The following is a 20,486-nucleotide window of genomic DNA, read 5'->3' as shown; positions in this document are numbered from 1 at the left end:
CATTAACTCGGTGAAGAAAATTGAATTATCTATACGCCATGAGGTTCTGATACAGTATCGCCAACAACATGATAATTCATAGAGAATGCGCTATGCATGTACACATTTTAGGCATTTGTGGAAGTTTTATGGGTGGCATCGCCGCCATTGCTAAGTCGCTAGGCCACAAAGTTACAGGGTCAGATAAAAACGTTTATCCACCCATGAGCACACAGTTAGAAGCATTAGGCATCGAGCTTACCGAAGGCTACTGTAAAAGCCAGTTTGACCCAGCGCCTGATATGGTGGTGATTGGTAACGCCATGTCCCGTGGCAACCCAGCGGTGGAATACGTACTTAATAGAAACCTACCCTACACTAGCGGCCCCCAATGGCTGCTGGATAACCTGCTTAAAGATCGCTGGGTGATTGGTCTATCAGGTACTCACGGGAAAACCACAACAAGCAGCATGGTTGCGTGGATTTTAGAACACGCGGGCCTTAACCCAGGCTATTTGATTGGCGGCGTTCCTGAGAATTTTGGTGTGTCGGCACGCGTGGGTGACAGCCCCTTTTTCGTTATCGAGGCCGATGAATACGACAGTGCGTTTTTCGACAAGCGCTCTAAGTTTGTGCACTATCGCCCTAAGACTTTGGTGATCAATAACCTTGAATTCGACCATGCCGATATCTTTGCTGACCTTGCGGCCATTCAAACCCAGTTCCATCATTTAGTGAGAATGGTACCTGAAAACGGCCTAATACTTACCCCAAATAACAAGCCTTCTATTGAAGATATGCTTAAACGAGGCTGCTGGTCCTCGCGCCAATCTTTGGGTAAAGAGTGGAACGCAGAACTGCTGAATAAAGACGGCAGTGAATTCAACGTTCTACATAACGGCGTTATAATGGGTACCGTTAACTGGTCACTCGTTGGTCAACACAACGTAGACAACGGGCTGATGGCGATTGCCGCAGCGCATCACGCAGGTGTCACCCTAACGGATGCCATTGACGCGCTATCTCTGTTTAAAAATGTTAAACGCAGAATGGAAGTAAAAGGCGAGGTAAATGGTATTACGCTTTATGATGACTTTGCTCACCACCCTACAGCGATAGCCACCACGTTAGATGGTCTTCGCAAAAAAGTGGGTAATGCGCGAATTTTGGCGGTGCTAGAGCCTCGCTCAAACACCATGAAAATGGGCATTCACAAAGATACATTAGCAAATTCGTGGCAAAAAGCAGATGAGGTTTACCTTTACGAACCAGAGGGAATGGACTGGTCGCTAGTTGACTCGGTTGCTCACAGTAACGCGCCAACTCAGTGCTTCAAAGGTGTAGAGAAGATCGTTCAGGGCGTTTGCAACGTAGCACAACCAGGCGATCACATACTTGTGATGAGTAACGGCAGTTTCGAAGGGATCCACGGCCGAATTTTAGATGCCTTAGCGTCGAAATTTAAATTATAGAAAGCACGAGTCTTAAAATTAGCTACAGCTAAAAAAGCTAATACTCAGACGTAGTGCCTACAGAGGCAATGTAATGAAACACGACAAGCAAGTTACGCTTGCTATTACGGGCGCGTCTGGCGCGCCGTACGCACTTACGCTATTGAAGTCACTGGTTAATGCTGACTATCAAGTATTTGTTCTTATCTCTTCAGCCGCGAAGGTTGTTTTTGCTACCGAAGAGGACGTAAAAATTCCAGCGCGTCCTGAAGATGCTGCCGCTTTTTTTAGCAAACACTGCGATGCTAAGCCCGATCAAATCAAAGTATTTGGTAAAGAGGAATGGTTTTCTCCTGTGGCTTCAGGTTCAGCCGCACCGTCGAAAATGGTGGTATGCCCCTGCTCAACCGGCACCTTATCGGCCATTAGTATTGGCGCAAGCGACAACTTGATTGAGCGAGCGGCTGACGTAGTGCTTAAAGAGCGAGGGCAACTTATATTGGTGCCACGTGAGATGCCGCTTTCTTCTATCCATTTAGAAAATATGCTCAAGCTTTCGCAAATGGGTGCTACTATTATGCCCGCCGCGCCAGGCTTCTATCACAATCCGAAAACTATCGAAGACTTAGTGGACTTTGTCGTGGCGCGTATACTTGACCATCTTGGCATAGAACAATCTCTTGTCGCCAGGTGGGGCTACCAATCGTCTAAACATTCAGAGGTATAACCATGTTCGCGTTTGCAAACAGGACGTGCGCTGTTGCGCTGAGCACCCTTTTAACACTTTGCGTTGCTTCACCCGCCTTTGGCTGGGGCCAAACGGGCCACCGAGTAACCGGCGCTATCGCCGAGCAGTACCTTAGCCCGCTATCACAAGCCGCACTTATGGAACTACTGCCTCATGGCTCGTTAGCAGAAGCTTCTACCCATGCAGATGAAATGCGCTCGAACCCCAGCGAATTTTGGCAAAAAACAGCTAGCCCTTGGCATTATGTGACTGTGCCTGAGGGCACAACGTATAATGAAGTAAGTGCACCTAAACAAGGTGATGCGGTTACCGCTTTAAAGCAATTTACCGAAACCCTAAAAAGCGACGCAGCCAGTGTTGAAGAAAAGCGCTTAGCACTTCAGTTTATCGTACACATTATTGGCGATCTTCATCAACCTCTTCACGCAGGCAACGGCACTGACCGTGGTGGCAACGACGTAAAAGTGCGTTTCTTCTGGCAAGACTCTAATCTTCACCGCGTTTGGGATTCGCAAATGCTAGACCAGCGCGACTTGTCTTACTCAGAATGGACACAATGGCTAACAAAAACGATAGGCACAAAAGAAATTCGCAGTTGGGCAACCACCGACCCTATGGTGTGGATTGAAGAAAGCACCGCTATTCGCGATACCATTTATCCAGAAGATGCGAATAACATGAGCTACGATTATTTGTACAACCATTTGCCTACCGCTAAAAAGCGTTTACAAATGGCGGGCATTCGCATTGCTATGTATCTGAACCAAGTGTTTGACGAATCAAATTAGTAGTTTCACATCAGGTATACCGGCGCAGGCCACGCTTAAATAGTGGTAGGCGGAAATAGAAACGGAGGCATGATGCCTCCGTTTCTATTTCTTTGTTTTTCAAAGCAGCTAGCGTCTTCTCGCGTGCGAGCGTTAATCTAAATCTAGCGGCTCAGGAGAAAGAATAACGCCTGTGCTATCGGCATAAAGATGGTCTTCAGGCAAAAATGTCACGCCACCAAAATTCACCGGCAGGTCTACTTCGCCAATACTTTCGCATTCGGCATTCACAGGAATAGCAGCTACCGCTAATACGCCTATATCAAGTTCTGCCAGGCTATCCACTTCACGTACGCTGCCGTAAATAACTACGCCTTCCCAATCATTGTCGATAGCAACCTGAGCAGATGATGCATCAAACAAAGCCCTACGACTTGAGCCACCACCATCGATAAGCAATACTTTTCCAGCACCAGGCTGAGCAAGCACGCGATCAATAAGCCCCCTATCTTCAAAACACTTAACCGTGGTTATTTCGCCACCGAAGGAATACCTGCCGCCAAAGCTCGCGAAAATCGGGTCTACCACGTCCACGCTATCAGCAAACAAATCGCATAATTCAGATGTGTTGTATTCCATTGTTCTGCCTTACTAAAATTGAGAAGACTAAAATTAGTTGAAAACAAAGCGCTAATTGCACCTCTTGACCTAGCATAGCATTAAATGTGGTGATGCAAACGTTTGATTTAACGCCTTTCGTCGAATTTTTACCATTCATCAATAAAGTTCATGAAGTAGACCTTTAAGCCATCACATGAGCACGTATTTTGCTTAGCTTTTAACCACACCAATCTGTAGTTTTAAAAAGCGCTGTAATGGAGAGTGAGAAGAAGCGTGCTGTCAAAAAAGTTTCTTTTTTTCGTCACCCACTGGTCACAGACAAACTTTAGCCTGTACAGTAATTAACCGATAGGGGACAAGGCGATGTTGATGAAATCCTTGACCAAGTACGATACTAACTTATTTTATCGCCTTTATAGACTGACGCAGAAAAGAGACTGCCGCAGTATTATTTGGCTGTCGAAAACGGGCGATGGATATCTGTATTTTGTTATCGGTATGCTGCTATGGGCTTTCGAGCCTGAGCACGGAGAGCTCTTCCTTTATACAGCGCTGATGGCTTATGCGCTTGAATTACCTATTTATGTGCTGCTTAAGAAAATGTTCAAGCGCCCGCGCCCTTGCGATTTTCTAATGAATTTAACGGCACATGTCACACCGTCGGATAAGTTTTCATTGCCTTCCGGTCATACTGCAGCAGCGACGCTAATGGCTTCAATTATTGCGCACTATTACCCTCCTTTCGCTGTGCTTGCATATAGTTGGGCGGCGCTGATTGGTTTATCACGAGTGTTGTTAGGTGTGCACTATCCATCTGATGTCATAGCCGGCACCTTACTTGGCTGCACGATAGCGACATTGAGTATTTACATTCTGGGGTAGTATGAAATTATTGTATGGTGTGCAAGGCACCGGAAATGGACACATTGCGCGTGCGCGAATTATGGCTGCCGCCCTCGCCGAACGCGACGATGTCAGCGTAGATTTTGTTTTTACTGGCCGTGCGCCAGAAAAGTATTTCGACATGGATGTATTTGGTGACTATCAAACCTTCACCGGGCTGAGCTTTATCACCAAAGGCGGTCGCGTTGACAAATGGGCCACAGTTAAACAAGCGAATATTAGCCAGCTTCTAAAAGACGCTAAAGCCTTTGATACCAGCGGATACGATTTATTGGTTAATGATTTTGAACCTGTCACCGCATGGGCCGCTAAGCGCCAAGGGTTACCTTCAATATCCATCAGTCACCAAGCAGCGTTTGCTTACGATGTTCCCAAAAGCGGCAATACGATTTTTGACGCCCTGTTGATGAAGGTATTCGCCCCTACGGAGCTTCAATTAGGTGTTCATTGGTACCACTTCAACCAACCTATCATTCCGCCGTTTGTGGCAGAAAAACCAGCGCTAACCTCGGGCAACGGACATGTACTGGTCTACTTACCGTTCGAGGAAATAGAAGATATACAGCAAATGCTTGAGCCATTGAGCGACCAAGTGTTTGAGTGCTTCCATCCTAATATCGAAGACGTTAAAGAGGCAGGTCACATTCACTGGCACCCCACGTCGAAGAAACATTTTCAGAAGGCCTTGCAACATTGTAGTGGTGTCATTGCAAACGGTGGCTTTGAGCTATCAAGTGAAGCGCTGCAACTGGGCAAAAAGCTTCTAATTAAGCCATTACACGGACAGTTTGAGCAGCTATCTAACGTTTTAACGCTTAACCAATTGGACTTGTGCCAAACGCTTTTTCAGTTAGATACTGACATTGTTGAAGAGTGGCTGGAAGCACCAGCAAACGAAGCAATTACGTTTCCAGATAACCCGAACATCCTCATTGACTGGCTTAAACGCAGAGACTTTTCTGACACCCAACGCTTATGTGATGCCCTTTGGAAAAACGTTCAATACGGTGATAAAACACAAGAACGATTATTGGCTCTTGCAATTTAACACCGCAATGCGATGATAGCGGCATTTATCGTATTCTTCGCGGGATTTTTCGTGCTTAAAAAGTCAGTTGTTTTTTTGCTAACGCTCACGGCATTAGGTGGTTGTGGTTACAAAGGGGCGCTCTATATTCCTGAAGCGCCTGCGCAAAACACCCCTGCTGAACCAGCGCCCTCTGAAAACGCAGACGCTGATTCGTCTTCTGACATAAACAACACATTCCCCGCACCTACCTCTGGAGAGCAGAATTAGTGGATTATTTCGCCTACAGCCAAGGTCAGCTTCACGCTGAAGAGGTCGCTGTTTCTGATATTGCAGCTCAGCACGGAACGCCGGTTTATATTTATTCAAGAGCCACGTTAGAACGTCATTGGCACGCTTTTAACGATGCCATTGGTGAGCACCCTCACCTGGTTTGTTATGCCGTTAAAGCTAACTCTAATATTGGCGTATTAAGTGTATTAGCGAAGCTGGGTTCAGGTTTTGATATTGTTTCAGCCGGTGAACTGGCCCGCGTTATAGAAGCCGGTGGCGACGCTAGCAAAGTGGTTTTTTCCGGCGTAGGCAAAAAGCACGACGAAATTCGCTATGCGTTAGAGCAAGGCATTATGTGCTTTAACGTAGAGTCAGAGCCTGAATTACACCGCATTAATGAAGTGGCTGGTGAAGTAGGCGTAAAAGCCCCTATTTCTTTGCGTATTAACCCAGATGTAGATGCTAAGACACACCCTTACATCTCAACTGGCTTAAAAGCCAATAAATTTGGAATAGCGCGCGAGCGCGCACTGGCGACTTATGAACTAGCGGCATCGCTTCCAAATTTGAATGTAGTAGGAATGGATTGCCACATTGGCTCTCAATTAACTGAAATAGGTCCCTTCGTAGATGCGTTAGAGCGTTTGCTTGTGCTTATTGATGAGCTTGCCGAGCGCAACATCATCATCGAACATTTAGATGTGGGCGGCGGCCTGGGCGTGACTTATAACGATGAAGAGCCACCCCACCCTAAAGCCTATGCACAAGCCATGGCTGAAAAAATGGTCGGCAGAGAGAATCTCAAACTTATCCTTGAGCCGGGCCGCGCTATTGCCGCCAACGCTGGTATTTTAGTCACCGAGGTCGAGTTCATCAAAGAAGGCGAAGAGAAAAGCTTTGCTATTGTCGATGCGGCAATGAACGACCTGCTGCGTCCAGCGCTTTACTCAGCGTGGCAAAAGATTATCCCGGTAAAAGAAGAAAGCACCGCAAAACTACACACCTACGATGTGGTAGGCCCAGTGTGCGAGACCGGTGACTTTATAGGCAAAGACCGTGAATTAGCCATTGAGCCCACCGATTTACTTGCAGTTCGCAGTGCCGGTGCCTATGGTTTTGTTATGGCGTCGAACTACAATAGCCGCTGCCGCCCAGCGGAGATTATGGTAGATGGTGACAAAGCCATTGTGGTCCGCGAAAGAGAAAAACAAAAAGATCTCTGGCAAGGTGAGCATAAACTTCCGTAAACTAGAGACAAACTAACAAGATAGATGCGCGTTTAATGCAGGTTCAATTTTCCAAAATGCACGGTTTGGGTAACGATTTCATGGTAATTGATAACGTTACTCAAAACGTATTTTTCTCTAAAGAAAAAATCCAACAACTGGCTGACCGAAATTTCGGTATCGGCTTCGACCAGCTGTTGATGGTTGAACCGCCTTACGATCCTGAACAAGACTTTCATTATCGTATTTTCAATGCCGATGGCTCTGAAGTAGAGCAGTGCGGTAATGGCGCACGTTGCTTTGCGCGCTTTGTTAAGCAAAAGGGCTTGATAAACCGCAACAAAATTGTAGTGAGTACCAAAGCAGGCAAAATGGTGCTTTACCTAGAGAAAGACGGGCAAGTTACCGTCAATATGGGTAAGCCAGAGTTCGAACCGGCTAACATTCCCCTTAAAGCCAACAAGCAAGAAAATACCTATATCTTACGCGTGGGCGAAAGCACCTTATTCATTGGCGCAGCGTCAATGGGAAACCCTCATTGCGTAATGGAAGTTGACGATGTCGATACCGCCAACGTCGCTGAAATTGGCCCGCTAGTTGAAAAGCACGAACGCTTTTCAGAAGGCGTGAATGTAGGCTTTATGCAAATCATCAACGACTCGCATATTAAGCTAAGAGTATTTGAGCGTGGTTCGGGTGAAACCCTTGCTTGTGGAAGCGGTGCGTGCGCAGCAGTTGCAATTGGTCAAATACAGGGTAAATTAAGTAAAGACGTGCGGGTAGACTTACCCGGGGGCAGTTTACGTATACGCTGGCCCGGTCCAGATAATGTATTAAAAATGACAGGGCCTGCCGAACACGTATATGACGGACACATAAATCTATGAACGACTTATCGGGGCAATCTAACGCCACGCAAATTATTGAGCCATTTAACGACACCTCTACATTGTCGAGTACAGATGTGCACGCGTTTTTGTTAGAAAACCCCGAGTTCTTTGCTCAGTACCCAGACCTTCTCGAAAAAATTAAGCTTCCCCATGAACACAAAGGCAGTGTTTCGCTTGTTGAAATTCAAAGTGACCAGTTGAGACAAAAAGTAAGGCAGCTTAATTTCAAGCTCAATCAACTGGTAACCATCGCCAAGCAAAACGAAAAAATTTATCGCGTTTATACCGATTTAAACGTACAGCTACTGCGCTGTGAAAGCGTAGCTGAAGTACAGTTTACCTTAGAAGATGTATTGCAAGAGCGTTTACAGCTTTCATCTGCTGTAATCAAAAGTTTCAAAGGCCCCCATGCTATTCCTGAGTTGCAGCAGCGCCTGTTCACCGAAAAGCGCTTCAAGAACACCAACTTTTTCTTCGGCCGACTATCTCAGCATGAACGTCAACTTCTTTTTGGAGAAAGTCCTGCGGAATCTGTAGCGCTAATGCTACTTGGTGATAACCGCGATTTAGGTATTTTAGGCATTAGCAGTAGCGACGCCAGCCACTTTACGCCTGATATGGATACACTGCTGCTACAGCAACTACAGCAGGTGCTTAATATCATACTACCTGAAATGATGGGATATTAAGTGCCGTGTCTACGGACGCGCTTATTAGCGAACCCTGCCAACAATGGCTAGATAAATTTCTGCTTCACCTTCAGGTTGAGCGCGGCTTATCTCTTCACACCATTAAAAACTATAAACGCCAGTTAACTGAAGTTGCAAAACTATTGGGTTTGTACGAATGGTCAGGCTTAACGCCAAGCGATATTAAACGGGTCATGGCCGACGCTAAAATGTCGGGACATAGCCCTCGAAGTATTGCCCTTCGGCTCTCTGCCCTTCGCACATTCTGCCAATACCTTATTGAACATCAACAGCTTTTCAGCAATCCAGTAGAAGGTATTCAAGCCCCTAAACAAGGCAAGCCGCTCCCTAAGCAATTGAGTGTTGATGAAATGCAGCAGTTGCTCAATGCCTCGCCTCAAAGCAGCGATGAAGATGAAGGAATGCAGCTTCGCGATGTGGCGATGTTTGAGCTTCTCTATGGCTGCGGATTGCGTTTAAGCGAACTAACCGGCTTAAATTTGGCCGACTGCCTTAAAGACGGTACGGTGAAAGTTATGGGTAAAGGGAGTAAGCAACGCATTTTACCGTTAGGTCGTCACGCACAAAAAGCGTTAAACGCATGGCTTAAAGTGCGACCTGCTTACGCTTCGCCTTATGAGAGCGCGGTATTTGTTAGCAAACGCAAAACCCGCATTTCTAACAGGCAAGTGGCAAATAGACTCGACAAAATGGCTAAAGAGCACTCGCTGTCGCAAAAAGTTAGTCCTCACAAACTGCGCCATTCCTTCGCGACACACGTATTAGAGTCCAGTGGTGATTTGCGCGCGGTACAAGAACTTTTAGGGCACGCGAACCTGTCGACAACACAAGTCTATACCCATTTAGATTTTCAGCATCTCGCCAATGTTTACGATGAAGCTCACCCCCGGGCGCATAAAAAATAAAGCTAGATTAAGGTTGTAACCATGCAGTTTTTTAGGTCTATCAATAAGGTCGAGGCCATGACATTCGACCTTGATGACACCCTTTACAATAACGACCCTATTATCCGCCGCGCCGAAAAAGCGTTAGAAGCACACATTGCAAAGCACCATCAACATGCCGCAGCACTCTCCGCTAGCGACTGGCTGTCACTGAAGCGTGCGGCCATTGCTAAAGACAAACGCTTAGCGTCAGATATGGGTCAGTTGCGCCGCGTAGTACTCACAGCAGCACTCTCTAACACCGCGCCAGACAAGATAACAACGCAGCTGGAAAAAGAAGGCGAGCTAACGCAAGCAGTAGAAGCTTGTTTTAATTGTTTCTACGACGCAAGAAGCGACTTTACCCTAGCCAAGGACGTTCACAGCGCCCTTAAAGCAGTCAGTAAAAGTTTACCGATAATTGGCATTACAAACGGAAATGTTAACGCTGAAAAAATAGGTATTGATAGCTATTTCGATACCATATTGCATGCCAGCACGTCGCGCCCCATGAAGCCCGCACAGCATATGTTTGATGAAGCCGCAGCACGGTTGAATTTAGCGCCTAAGCACATACTGCATGTGGGCGATAATATATTTAAAGATGTCTACGGTGCGATTAACGCCGGGTATCAGGCTGCGTGGTTTGCGTGTAACAGACCAATGACCTTACACAATGAGCCTGTTAGCGTGCTGCCTCATGTGGCATTAGATGATCTTAGCGAGTTAACGCATTTTCTATAGCAAATAAAAGCGGTGAGGGTCAGAGTACATTTACCCGAATCAAAAGGGGTGCAGCGTTAAAGTACACTGCCCCCCAATATTAGAGGGGTATCAAACGTGGGAGTTGTCCTCTAATACGTTTTGGCGCATAGATTCACAAGGGCTTTCACAAACAGGTCTCCCAACAACTTTCGCAGGTACGCCCACCACAGTTACATGGGCAGGTACATTGTTAAGGACAACACTTCCTGCGCCGACTTTTGAACCTTCGCCTATTTCGATATTGCCCAAGATTTTAGCCCCTGCGCCAATCAGCACACCTTGGCGAATTTTAGGATGACGATCACCAGACTCATTACCCGTACCGCCTAAGGTAACGCTTTGCAAAATAGACACGTTATCTTCAACTACCGCCGTTTCACCCACAACAATGCCGGTAGCATGGTCAAACATCACCCCTTTACCTATGCGGGCCGCCGGGTGAATATCCACCCCAAAGCTTGCTGAATTACGGCTTTGTAGAAACAAGGCCAGTTGATGTCGACCGTGAAGCCAAAGGTAATGGGCCATGCGGTGAACTTGAACAGCGTGAAAGCCTTTAAAGTGCAGTAGCGGCGTTAAAAAATCATTCACTGCGGCGTCGCGCGCTTTGATCGCCAGTATATCCGCACTGGCCGCTTCGCTGATACCGGGCTCAAGCAGGTAAGCTTCGTCGAACACTTCGCGAATTGCCAGCGCAGGCATAACGTCATCAGCCATTTTATTTGACAAAATAAAGCTTAAAGACGACTCAAAGTTGTGGTGCGCCAGTACACTGGCATGAACATAACTCGACAGCAACGGCTCTTTGTCTGCAACAACTTGCGCTTCTTGTTTTAACGTCGACCAAAAATCGATGGGCGTAGATAGTGCGGTCATGAGCATGTCCCGTTAATGTATGAAAGTCTCGTGTACTGGAAATTGTGACTGTAAGCATAGCTAAACGCCTGCTACAAAAAACGTGTTAGGGCTTAGCAGTAAAATGCAAAAAAGCTGAATTCAGGGTGAAAGTTTACCTGAGTTTTAGACGATTCAATACCAATGAGATACCGCCCGAGCGCACAATTCGATCAATTTATCGAATTAATTCGTTATAGCTAATAACCGTTATAACCAACGTTGAAACAATGTAGCTTATTTATAAGCATGCATTCTTACCTCGGCATTGTTTCAATAAGCATTCGATTCACAGCAGACACGTGCGCGCTGGAAGCCGGCAGCAAAACTGGACTGTATAAATTAACAGGCAGATGGCATAATAGCCCGCTGCTGAATGTATAACACTATCAACTAACAGGTGCCACACTATGGATGTATCTCGACTGCTAGACGAGCTTAACGACAAACAGCGTGAAGCAGTAGCAGCCCCATTGTCTAACGCTTTAGTACTTGCGGGCGCAGGGAGCGGAAAAACCCGTGTATTAGTGCACCGTATAGCGTGGTTGATGGAAGTCGAAAACATCGCGCCTTTCTCAATATTGGCCGTTACCTTCACCAATAAGGCAGCAAAGGAAATGCGTGGCCGTATTGAATCTTTGATGGGCCGCAGCCTGCACAATATGTGGATTGGTACTTTCCACGGCCTTGCACACCGTTTGCTGCGCGCGCACCACGCTGAAGCCAACCTGCCTGAGAACTTCCAAATTATCGACTCAGACGATCAGTATCGCTTAATTCGCCGAATTCTAAAGGCCATGAATTTAGACGAAAAACATTGGGCGCCTAGACAAATTCAGTGGTACATAAACGGTAATAAAGATGAAGGTTTACGTCCTCAGCACATTGAAACTCATGGCGATCATATTCAAAAAACCATGCGAGAGGTATATGCCGCATACCAAGACGCGTGTGACCGTTCAGGCTTAGTTGACTTTGCGGAATTGCTTTTGCGTGCTCACGAACTGTGGGCGAAAAACCCCGAAGTATTGGCCCATTATCAGCGCCGCTTCCGCGCGGTACTGGTTGACGAATTCCAAGATACCAACAACATTCAATACGCATGGCTTCGTATGCTATGTAGTGGCGGTGACAACAATATTATGATTGTTGGCGACGACGACCAGTCAATTTACGGCTGGCGTGGTGCAAACGTAGATAATATTCAGCATTTCCTTAAAGATTTTAATAAGCCAAACACCATTCGCCTTGAACAGAATTATCGCTCTACGGGCAATATTCTTAAGGCCGCCAACACGGTTATCGACAACAACACAGGCCGTTTGGGTAAGGAACTTTGGACTGAAGACGCACAAGGTGAACTCATTTCTGTTTACGCGGGGTTCAACGAGTTAGACGAAGCCCGCTTTATCGTGTCGAAAATTAAAGATTGGCTTAACCAAGGCAATGCCCTTAGCGACACGGCAATTTTATATAGAAACAATGCCCAGTCTCGTGTTCTAGAAGAAGCCTTACTTCACGAAGGCCTCGCTTATCGCATTTACGGCGGCTTGCGCTTCTTTGAACGCCAAGAAATCAAAGACGCCCTAGGCTACTTACGCATGGTTAGCCATCCCCACGACGACGCAGCCTTTGAGCGCGTGGTAAACACACCAAGTCGAGGTATTGGCGAGAAAACCCTATCGCAGGTGCGTGACGCCGCGCGCATGCATAACTGTTCTATGTGGCAAGCCTGTCAGCTGCTTATTAATGAAGGCGGTTTTAAAGGTCGCGCGCTAAACGCAATGCAAAGCTTTGTATTGCTTATCACTGAACTGGAACAGACCACGTTAGATGAGCCACTAGACCAGCAAGCAGATAAAGCCATTAAACAATCTGGCTTATACGCCATGTACCAAGCAGAGCGTGGCGAGAAAGCACAAGCGCGATTAGAAAACTTGGAAGAGCTGGTTACCGCCTGTAAAACCTTTATCGTGCCAGAAGAGGCCGAAGAAATGACGCCTCTTGCTGCCTTTTTGGCGCATGCGTCTTTAGAAGCGGGGGAAACTCAGGCAGATAAAGACCAAGATGCCGTTCAAATGATGACCATTCACACGGCTAAGGGCCTAGAATTTCCACTGGTATTCTTAGCAGGGGTTGAAGAAGGCATGTTCCCTAGCCAGATGACCAACGATGAGCCTGGCCGAATGGAAGAAGAGCGCCGACTTTGCTATGTTGGTATGACAAGGGCTATGCAAAAGTTGTATATCACTTATGCCGAAAGTCGCCGATTATACGGTCAAGACAAATACCATACGGCGTCTCGATTTATTCGCGAAATGCCCTCTGATTGCGTGGAAGAAGTAAGGCTAAAATCGACGATTTCCCGCCCAGTGCATAATCGCTTTAGTCAGGCGACGTCGCATGCAAGCTTTGAAGAAACCGGGTTTAGTTTAGGTGAGCGTGTGGTTCACCGTAAATTCGGTGAAGGGATTGTTCTAAACTATGAAGGAAGTGGTGAGCACGGCCGCGTTCAAGTAAACTTTGACGAGTTTGGCAGCAAATGGCTAGTACTTGCTTACGCAAAGCTGGAGAAAGCGTAAAATTATTCATTGGCAAGGTAGCCTAACGTTAAGTTGAAATGTATGCAGCAACACGTGCTGATCCTTGAAAATGGTGAAGGCAACCTTGAACTGATTGCGAAATTAGTCCGTCGCGCGGGCCTTACGCCCGTGGGCGCGACCTCATTAACAGAAGGTAAGGCGCGTTTTTCGCAAAAAGATGCGCCAGAAACGTTTCTGTGCGCCATTGTAGCGTATTCTCTACCTGATGCCCGTAAAGGCGAGGCTATCGACTTTACGGTGAAATCCTTCATCCCCACCATAGCCACTACCGAGAGTTTGGACAGCGCCATTCGCGACAAAGTCCTCGAACGTGATGTTGTCGATTATATCCCTAAAGAAAATTCCCAAAACTACGATTACTTAAATCGTCTTATTGGCCGACTCGAAAAAAATAAGTCTACCGGCGTAATAGTAGTAAGTACTAATCGAGTACTAAGAACGAAAACGGTCTCACTGCTTCAGCGCCATAACTTTATCGCTTTTGAATGTTTAACCGCCACCGATGCAATGCAGTGTTTGTCGGAGCACAATAATGTGCGCCTGGTTATTACCGACAACACACTTCCCGACATGACAGGGACACATTTTGTTTCTAGTCTTCGCAAAGCCTTTTCGAAAGAGCAGCTAGCTATTATGGGAGTAGCCGGAGGCAAAGGTATGTTGATGTCGGCCCACTTCATCAAAAGCGGCGCAAATGACTTTTTGCGTGTGCCTTACTGCCACGAAGAGTTTTTATGCCGGGTTATGCAAAACGTTGAGTATATTGAAAGTGTGGAAGAGATTCGTCGCGTTGCCAATACAGACTATTTAACGGGGCTGCCCAATAGGCGTCATTTCTTTTACATGGTAACGGTTCAGCACCAAAAGCTGCTAGAAAATCATGCGCTAGCCCTTATCGACCTAGACTTTTTTAAATCAATCAATGATACCCATGGTCACGATGCGGGCGATATCGTACTAAAGGCCATAGCAGCGCTAATTGAATTTTATTTCCCTGACGAAATTATTTCTCGATTTGGCGGCGAAGAATTCTGTATTTACATGCCGTCAATAACACTAGAGAACGCCTGCAAACGCTTAGAAGATTTCAGAAAAGTGGTAGAAGCCGAAGTTATTCAACTTCCTAAGACCGATATCAAAGTTACCTGCAGCATTGGCGTGAGTGGCACCCATACCCAACGGGTAGATAAGCTTTTAAGCTTAGCCGATAAACAGCTTTACGCGGCAAAACACGATGGCAGAAACCAAGTAAAGTGCGAAGCGCCAGGGGCGTCTTATCAAGAACAAGCTTCACTGCTTTAGCCAAGACCTCTGCTTTTTTTAGCACCTATTCTGCAAAGCGCTTTTGCGCCTTGCGCTGACTGCGATAATTCACCAATGAGTCGGCACTAAATAAGATAAGCGCTATCCATACAAAACCAAAGGTAACCAGTCTAGACTCTTCTAGCGGCTCGCCGTATAGATATACCGCCAGAATGAACATAAGCGTTGGCCCGATATACTGAAAAAAGCCTAGCGTTGAATACATAATGCGCCTTGCTGCCGCTGTGAAACAGAGTAATGGCGCTGTAGTAACAATACCAGCCGCTAGGATAAGGGTGTTTAGCGTGGCGTCATTATTAAATAGGTTGCTATATTCAGAACCAAAGAATAGCCAGTAGATAATCGCTAACGGCGATAACATCAAGGTTTCAATGAAAAGGCCAGGCAGTGAGTCTACCGCCACTTGCTTACGGAGCAGGCCGTATACACTGAAGCTGCCAGCAAGCACCAAGGCAATCCAAGGTACATGACCGTAAGAGAAGATAAGAATGGCAACGCCAACAACAGCAAGCCCAACCGCAACACGCTGTAAGTTGCGTAACCGCTCACCTAAGAAAAGCCGCCCTAAAAACACGTTAATTAACGGGTTAATGTAATACCCTAAACTGGCATCCAAGATGTGGTCGTTATTAATCGCCCAGATAAATAAAAGCCAGTTAGCCCCGAGTAACAGCCCGGCAACGAACAAGATTTGCATAACCCGTTTATTGCGAAAGGCTGCACCAACCTTAGGCCATTGCTTTAACGCAGCGATAAAACCAACAAGCAGCACCACCGACCATATCACTCTATGCATAAGGATTTCAGCTGCCGGCAACACCATCAATTGCTTGAAATAAACAGGCGCAACGCCCCACATACTGTATGCGGCAATAGCGCAAATAACACCGACTTGAGCGGCACTGGCTTGCTTTGACAAGGCTGGCTCCAAAGACATAAAGGGTAAGAAGGCGCGTATTGTTTATCAGGTTTGTTCAATACACAACCTTTACCGCTTTCCTATGCGGCAAAGGGAGTATAGCAAGCGGCATAACAACGTTATCCCTTCAGTACATCCTTGTACCGTCTCTGAAGCGGTTAACGACGCCGCGATAAATGACGCAACATCAAAGTAAGAAGAGGGTCCCCAAACCAAGGAACGCCACGAAGCCAACGATATCGGTTACTGTAGTAAGAATGACCGAGCCTGATAGCGCAGGGTCTATTTTTAATTTATCTAAGATGACAGGCACAAACACACCCGCGAGTGCCGCCGCGACTATGTTGAACAATATCGCCAGGCAAATAACCACCCCTAACATGGCGTCAGTAAACCAAAAGTACGCGACAACGCCAATCACCAAGGCCCAAATCACGCCGTTCACGCCGCCTACCTTCAGCTCTTTTACCATTAGAGCCCGTAAGTTAGCCGGTGTGACCTGACCGAGCGCTAAGCCCCGTACAATAAGGGTTAACGTTTGGCTACCGGCAATACCGCCCATGCTCGCCACCACCGGCATAAGCACGGCAAGCGCGACAACCTGTTGCAGCGTGCCTTCAAATAAACCAATAAACCACGAGGCCATAAAAGCAGTAAGCAAGTTAATGCCTAGCCATAGCGCACGGTTTTTCGCACTTTTAGCAACCGGCGAGAATAAATCTTCATCCTCATCCATACCCGCCGATGACATTACCTGGCGTTCGTAAAATTCATTCACCAGTTCACTCGCTGAAGACACGTCAAGGCGGCCCAGCAACTTATTATTTTCATCAACGACCGGCAGCGAAGCAAGCCCAGAGCGCTGTACCAGCAACGAAGCGTTCATGGTGTCGTCTTCGCCTTGGATCGTGGTTACATTCTCTTCTGACAAATCGAAAAGCGACACGTGATCTTGGGCCGTAAACAAATGGTTTATTTTAACTAACGCCGAAAACTGCCCTGAACGGTTAACCAAAAAGATGCTGTCACAATGCTGGGGAACATCTCGCCTAAGCAAGCGCAACCCCTCACGCACTTTAGCGTTTGAAGGCAGCACCAACTGTTCGTGATTTACCCAGTGGCCTATTTGATTATCGGAAAACTGAGTGGCCTCTCTAAAATACTTACGTTCTTTTGAGTCGAGAGACTCATAAGCCATATCAACGAGTCGCTTTGGCAATGAGTCGAGAAGCTCAAGCAAGTCTTCGGCATCAATATCAGCAAAAATGGAGGCCCATTCATTATGTGGTGTATTGTCGATGAGAATTTCACGAGGGTCGCTACGCATCTCAACAAGCACATCGAGTTTGCGGTCGCGAGGTATACCTTCCCACACCGCCAAACGCTTTTCTACAGGCAAAGATTCAAGTAGCGATGCGATATACACTTCGTCTTGCCCGGCTAACGCGGCCAATAAGGTGGCGGGGTCATCACCCATGCTGTCGGTAACAATTTCTTCAATTAAATCTGGTAATGGCTCTGCCATGCTACATCTCCCGTTGATACCACTCACATCACTTGCACTTGTCGAGCTTTGGCGCTACAAGGCGGCGTTACACGCGCTAAGAAGCACCCTACGCCAGCATATAGGTACCTGTGCTTAAGGCAATATGTTCGCTTTTTTCATGATGCAATTTCATCCTGCAAGTCACCCGCATACTGCGCTGCGAATTATAGCACCGTATTTCATTTACTCTGCTTATTAGTTTTGTTCATTAAATATACCACCAGGTAACACAAGTGCCTGATGAGAAAGGCTATCGCTGAATTTTAGTCTAGTTTTTTAAATTGCCCCGTGAAGACATCGCTAAAAACGCGTAAAATCCAGCGCCATGACAACTGCAATTGCTCCATCTGAATCAAGCTCCAACACGCAAAGTGCAAAAACACCAGAACGCATTTTAAAAGATGTCTTCGGTTACGACGCCTTTCGCGACGGTCAGGGCGAAGTCATTCACCGCGTATGTGAAGGTAAAGACGCACTCGTGCTGCTGCCTACTGGTGGCGGTAAATCGCTGTGTTATCAAATTCCTGCGCTGGTGCGAGATGGGACAGCCATTGTTGTGTCGCCGCTTATATCATTGATGCAAGACCAGGTAGAGCAGCTGAAGGCCTTAGGTGTAAAAGCAGCTTACCTAAACTCGACGTTAGAAGCCGACGAGCAAGCGGGTATTAACGACGCCTTGCAGGCAGGAAAGCTAGACCTGCTTTATGTGTCACCTGAGCGTTTGATGCAGTACTATTTTCAGCAGTCGCTTGCCAATGCCGATATTGCGCTTTTTGCTATCGATGAGGCGCACTGTGTGTCTCATTGGGGGCACGACTTTAGGCAAGACTATCGCGCCCTTGGCCAAATTAAATCTCGCTTTCCCTCTATTCCCGTAATCGGGCTAACCGCCACCGCAGATACGGCAACGCAAGCTGACATACTTACCCAGCTTAACTTGCACGCCCCTTTGGTTTACAAAGGTAGTTTCGATAGACCCAACATACGCTATCGGGTGATGAGCAAGTACAAGGCATTCGACCAAGTGGTTGCTTATGTTAAGCAGCAGGAAGGCAGCGGTATTATTTACTGCAACAGCCGGGCAAAAGTAGACGACCTTCACGCGAAGCTATTCAGACAAGGCTTTCGTTGTGCGGCCTATCACGCAGGGATGGATAGCGACGAGAGAGAGCTTGTTCAGCGCCAGTTTCTCAATGACAAAATCGATATCGTTGTAGCCACGGTGGCCTTTGGCATGGGCATTAACAAATCTAACGTGCGCTATGTGGTGCATCACGATGTGCCGCGAAGCGTAGAAAGCTACTATCAAGAAACAGGCCGCGCTGGGCGAGACGGTCTGGAATCTGAAGCCTTATTATTGTTTGATGAAAAAGACGCTGCCCGCGTAAAGCAGTGGATAGAGCAAGGTGAGATTGCCGAGCGCAACCAAATAGAATTGCAGAAATTCGCAGCAATGGAAGCTTTCTCTGAAGCCCAAACCTGCCGTAGGCAAGTCTTGCTAAACTACTTTTCTCAGTTTAGTGACAGCGCCTGTGGCAATTGTGATATTTGCCTAGACCCGCCAAAGATGATTGACGGTTTGGTTATCGCTCAAAAAGTACTGTCTTGTGTACTGCGGCTTTCGCAGCAGGCGTCAAGCCAATACGTCATCGATGTGCTGCGCGGAAAGCAACTAAGGCGACTTCAAGAAGCCGGGCACCACCAGCTTTCTACCTACGGTATAGGTAAAGATAAATCAGATAGTTATTGGCACAACATTATCAATCAACTTGTGCACAAAGGCCTTATTCGTGTAGATATTACCGCTCATGCGGCCTTGCGGTTAACAGAAGCGGCCCGCCCAGTTCTTAAAGGCGAAGTGGACGTTCAGCTTGCTGTACCGCGACTTGAGTTTAAACCGGATAAGAAAAAAGCGAAGCAAGCGCCTGCCAACTACGACAGAACCTTATTCACTCGTCTTAAGCACTTACGGAAAGTGTTGGCAGAAGAGAATGAGGTGCCACCCTACGTGGTATTTAGTGACGCAACCTTAGTTGATATGGCGTGCAAACTGCCTACCACGCGCAACACTATGCTAGATGTGAGCGGTGTAGGCCAAACCAAGCTAGAGCGCTACGGCGAGGCCTTTATCCAACTTATCGACGATTATATCAACCGCGAGCACTAGCGCACTTATAAGCGCTAGGCATAGGCGTATTCACCACCTTTTTCTAAGGCGGCTTTATATGCCTCTCTGGCATGAACCCGTTTCACATACCCTTGAATAGCACCAAAGTCTTTTGCACGACCACTTGCTACCAATGACTCTAACGGAAATATCATTTGTACGTCTGCACCGGTGGGTACATCACCAGCAAACCAGGTATTCTTTGCCAAGTAAGATTCTACATAACGCAAGCTTTGCGCCAAATTCGGGCCGTAATAAGCGTTTATGATGCCATCTATCAGCTTATTAGTAATTGGCTTAATGAAAAATGGTTTAGACCCTTTTTGCCGTGCTTTCTCTAAAACTAAATTAGCCACCAGTGGCGGCATCAGCGAGCCCTCTGCAAAGTGCAGCCAGAACCAATATTGCTGAAGTGCTTCGGGGTCTTGTGGAACAGTGAACGACGCGGTCGCATGGTTGCGCACGAGATACTCTACAATAGCGCCAGATTCTGCAATTGCACCATGTGGCGTGGTGAGTACGGGAGAGCGTCCTAACGGGTGCACCGCGCGCAATGAGTCAGGCGCCAAGTTAGTTTGGCTGTCCCTTTGGTAAAATTCTATTTTGTACTCTACCCCCAGCTCTTCAAGTAGCCAAAGAATTCGCTGTGAGCGAGAGTTATTCAAATGATGAAGTGTTAGCATACCCCGTCCTTAATACGCTTGGTTTAACGCTTTTGTTATTGTGATGTACTATATACCTCTTTTTGCCC

At 46.9% G+C, this 20,486-nt stretch carries 19 protein-coding genes; 14 read left to right on the top strand and 5 right to left on the bottom strand.

Annotated elements, in window-relative coordinates; all coding sequences use genetic code 11:
* Nucleotides 1-92: 92 nt before the first annotated feature.
* From mpl to ACTRWF_RS06805, 3 genes are all read left to right on the top strand, one after another.
* Nucleotides 93-1,451 (top strand): UDP-N-acetylmuramate:L-alanyl-gamma-D-glutamyl-meso-diaminopimelate ligase, encoded by a 1,359-nt coding sequence (gene mpl, locus ACTRWF_RS06815; RefSeq protein ID WP_015065950.1) that lies wholly within the window; start codon nucleotides 93-95, stop codon nucleotides 1,449-1,451.
* A 73-nt stretch (nucleotides 1,452-1,524) separates the two neighbouring features.
* Complete coding sequence (locus tag ACTRWF_RS06810; RefSeq protein ID WP_012516732.1) at nucleotides 1,525-2,157, top strand: flavin prenyltransferase UbiX; 633 nt, start codon at nucleotides 1,525-1,527, stop codon at nucleotides 2,155-2,157.
* A 2-nt stretch (nucleotides 2,158-2,159) separates the two neighbouring features.
* Nucleotides 2,160-2,966 carry a S1/P1 nuclease gene (locus ACTRWF_RS06805; protein ID WP_015065949.1) on the top strand — a complete coding sequence of 269 codons (807 nt, stop codon included), beginning with the start codon at nucleotides 2,160-2,162 and terminating at the stop codon, nucleotides 2,964-2,966.
* A 132-nt stretch (nucleotides 2,967-3,098) separates the two neighbouring features.
* Here the strand turns inward: ACTRWF_RS06805 and rraA are convergent, their stop codons facing one another.
* On the bottom strand, nucleotides 3,099-3,584 hold the full coding sequence (gene rraA, locus ACTRWF_RS06800; protein WP_071950503.1) for a ribonuclease E activity regulator RraA: 486 nt from the start codon (nucleotides 3,582-3,584) through the stop codon (nucleotides 3,099-3,101).
* A 351-nt stretch (nucleotides 3,585-3,935) separates the two neighbouring features.
* Between rraA and ACTRWF_RS06795 the strand changes: the two genes are divergently transcribed.
* From ACTRWF_RS06795 to ACTRWF_RS06760, 8 genes are read left to right on the top strand one after another with little or no spacing between them, the layout of a single operon-like run.
* Complete coding sequence (locus ACTRWF_RS06795) at nucleotides 3,936-4,448, top strand: phosphatase PAP2 family protein (protein WP_071950502.1); 513 nt, start codon at nucleotides 3,936-3,938, stop codon at nucleotides 4,446-4,448.
* 1 nt (nucleotide 4,449) lies between these two features.
* Nucleotides 4,450-5,517 (top strand): MJ1255/VC2487 family glycosyltransferase, encoded by a 1,068-nt coding sequence (locus ACTRWF_RS06790; protein WP_015065947.1) that lies wholly within the window; start codon nucleotides 4,450-4,452, stop codon nucleotides 5,515-5,517.
* A 51-nt stretch (nucleotides 5,518-5,568) separates the two neighbouring features.
* The gene (gene lptM / locus ACTRWF_RS06785; protein WP_231125109.1) at nucleotides 5,569-5,766 is read left to right on the top strand and encodes an LPS translocon maturation chaperone LptM; all 198 of its coding nucleotides are present in this window, start codon (nucleotides 5,569-5,571) and stop codon (nucleotides 5,764-5,766) included.
* The gene (gene lysA, locus ACTRWF_RS06780) at nucleotides 5,766-7,016 is read left to right on the top strand and encodes a diaminopimelate decarboxylase (RefSeq protein ID WP_012516726.1); all 1,251 of its coding nucleotides are present in this window, start codon (nucleotides 5,766-5,768) and stop codon (nucleotides 7,014-7,016) included. Before lptM ends, lysA begins: the two co-directional genes overlap by 1 nt.
* A 35-nt stretch (nucleotides 7,017-7,051) precedes the next feature.
* A complete protein-coding gene (gene dapF / locus ACTRWF_RS06775) occupies nucleotides 7,052-7,882 on the top strand; it encodes a diaminopimelate epimerase (protein ID WP_012516725.1) in 831 nt (276 codons plus the stop codon).
* The gene (locus ACTRWF_RS06770) at nucleotides 7,879-8,574 is read left to right on the top strand and encodes a DUF484 family protein (protein WP_012516724.1); all 696 of its coding nucleotides are present in this window, start codon (nucleotides 7,879-7,881) and stop codon (nucleotides 8,572-8,574) included. Before dapF ends, ACTRWF_RS06770 begins: the two co-directional genes overlap by 4 nt.
* Nucleotides 8,575-8,579: 5 nt before the next feature.
* Complete coding sequence (gene xerC, locus ACTRWF_RS06765) at nucleotides 8,580-9,500, top strand: tyrosine recombinase XerC (protein ID WP_012516723.1); 921 nt, start codon at nucleotides 8,580-8,582, stop codon at nucleotides 9,498-9,500.
* Nucleotides 9,501-9,521: 21 nt separating this feature from the next.
* A complete protein-coding gene (locus ACTRWF_RS06760; RefSeq protein WP_024015502.1) occupies nucleotides 9,522-10,262 on the top strand; it encodes an HAD-IA family hydrolase in 741 nt (246 codons plus the stop codon).
* A 90-nt stretch (nucleotides 10,263-10,352) separates the two neighbouring features.
* On the opposite strand, the gene cysE is transcribed toward ACTRWF_RS06760, so the two are convergent.
* Nucleotides 10,353-11,159 (bottom strand): serine O-acetyltransferase, encoded by an 807-nt coding sequence (cysE, locus tag ACTRWF_RS06755; protein WP_012516721.1) that lies wholly within the window; start codon nucleotides 11,157-11,159, stop codon nucleotides 10,353-10,355.
* 428 nt (nucleotides 11,160-11,587) lie between these two features.
* Between cysE and uvrD the strand changes: the two genes are divergently transcribed.
* Nucleotides 11,588-13,759 (top strand): DNA helicase II, encoded by a 2,172-nt coding sequence (uvrD, locus tag ACTRWF_RS06750; RefSeq protein WP_012516720.1) that lies wholly within the window; start codon nucleotides 11,588-11,590, stop codon nucleotides 13,757-13,759.
* Nucleotides 13,760-13,801: 42 nt separating this feature from the next.
* On the top strand, nucleotides 13,802-15,082 hold the full coding sequence (locus ACTRWF_RS06745) for a GGDEF domain-containing response regulator (protein ID WP_012516719.1): 1,281 nt from the start codon (nucleotides 13,802-13,804) through the stop codon (nucleotides 15,080-15,082).
* A 25-nt stretch (nucleotides 15,083-15,107) separates the two neighbouring features.
* Here the strand turns inward: ACTRWF_RS06745 and rarD are convergent, their stop codons facing one another.
* Both rarD and ACTRWF_RS06735 read right to left on the bottom strand, forming a co-directional pair.
* Nucleotides 15,108-16,022: an EamA family transporter RarD gene (gene rarD / locus ACTRWF_RS06740; protein WP_080652882.1), complete on the bottom strand. Its 915-nt coding sequence runs from the start codon at nucleotides 16,020-16,022 to the stop codon at nucleotides 15,108-15,110.
* Between the two features lie 187 nt (nucleotides 16,023-16,209).
* Entirely contained in the window at nucleotides 16,210-17,547 is a 1,338-nt protein-coding gene (locus tag ACTRWF_RS06735; RefSeq protein ID WP_012516717.1) for a magnesium transporter, read from the bottom strand.
* Between the two features lie 346 nt (nucleotides 17,548-17,893).
* Between ACTRWF_RS06735 and recQ the strand changes: the two genes are divergently transcribed.
* Nucleotides 17,894-19,735: a DNA helicase RecQ gene (gene recQ, locus ACTRWF_RS06730; RefSeq protein WP_141153212.1), complete on the top strand. Its 1,842-nt coding sequence runs from the start codon at nucleotides 17,894-17,896 to the stop codon at nucleotides 19,733-19,735.
* A gap of 14 nt (nucleotides 19,736-19,749) precedes the next feature.
* Here the strand turns inward: recQ and ACTRWF_RS06725 are convergent, their stop codons facing one another.
* A complete protein-coding gene (locus ACTRWF_RS06725; protein WP_462835282.1) occupies nucleotides 19,750-20,418 on the bottom strand; it encodes a glutathione S-transferase N-terminal domain-containing protein in 669 nt (222 codons plus the stop codon).
* Nucleotides 20,419-20,486: the final 68 nt, after the last annotated feature.

The sequence above is a fragment of the Alteromonas sp. G5_S2_22_S1 genome (genome assembly GCF_054968525.1).
This window is presented reverse-complemented; position numbering and strand designations above follow the sequence as displayed.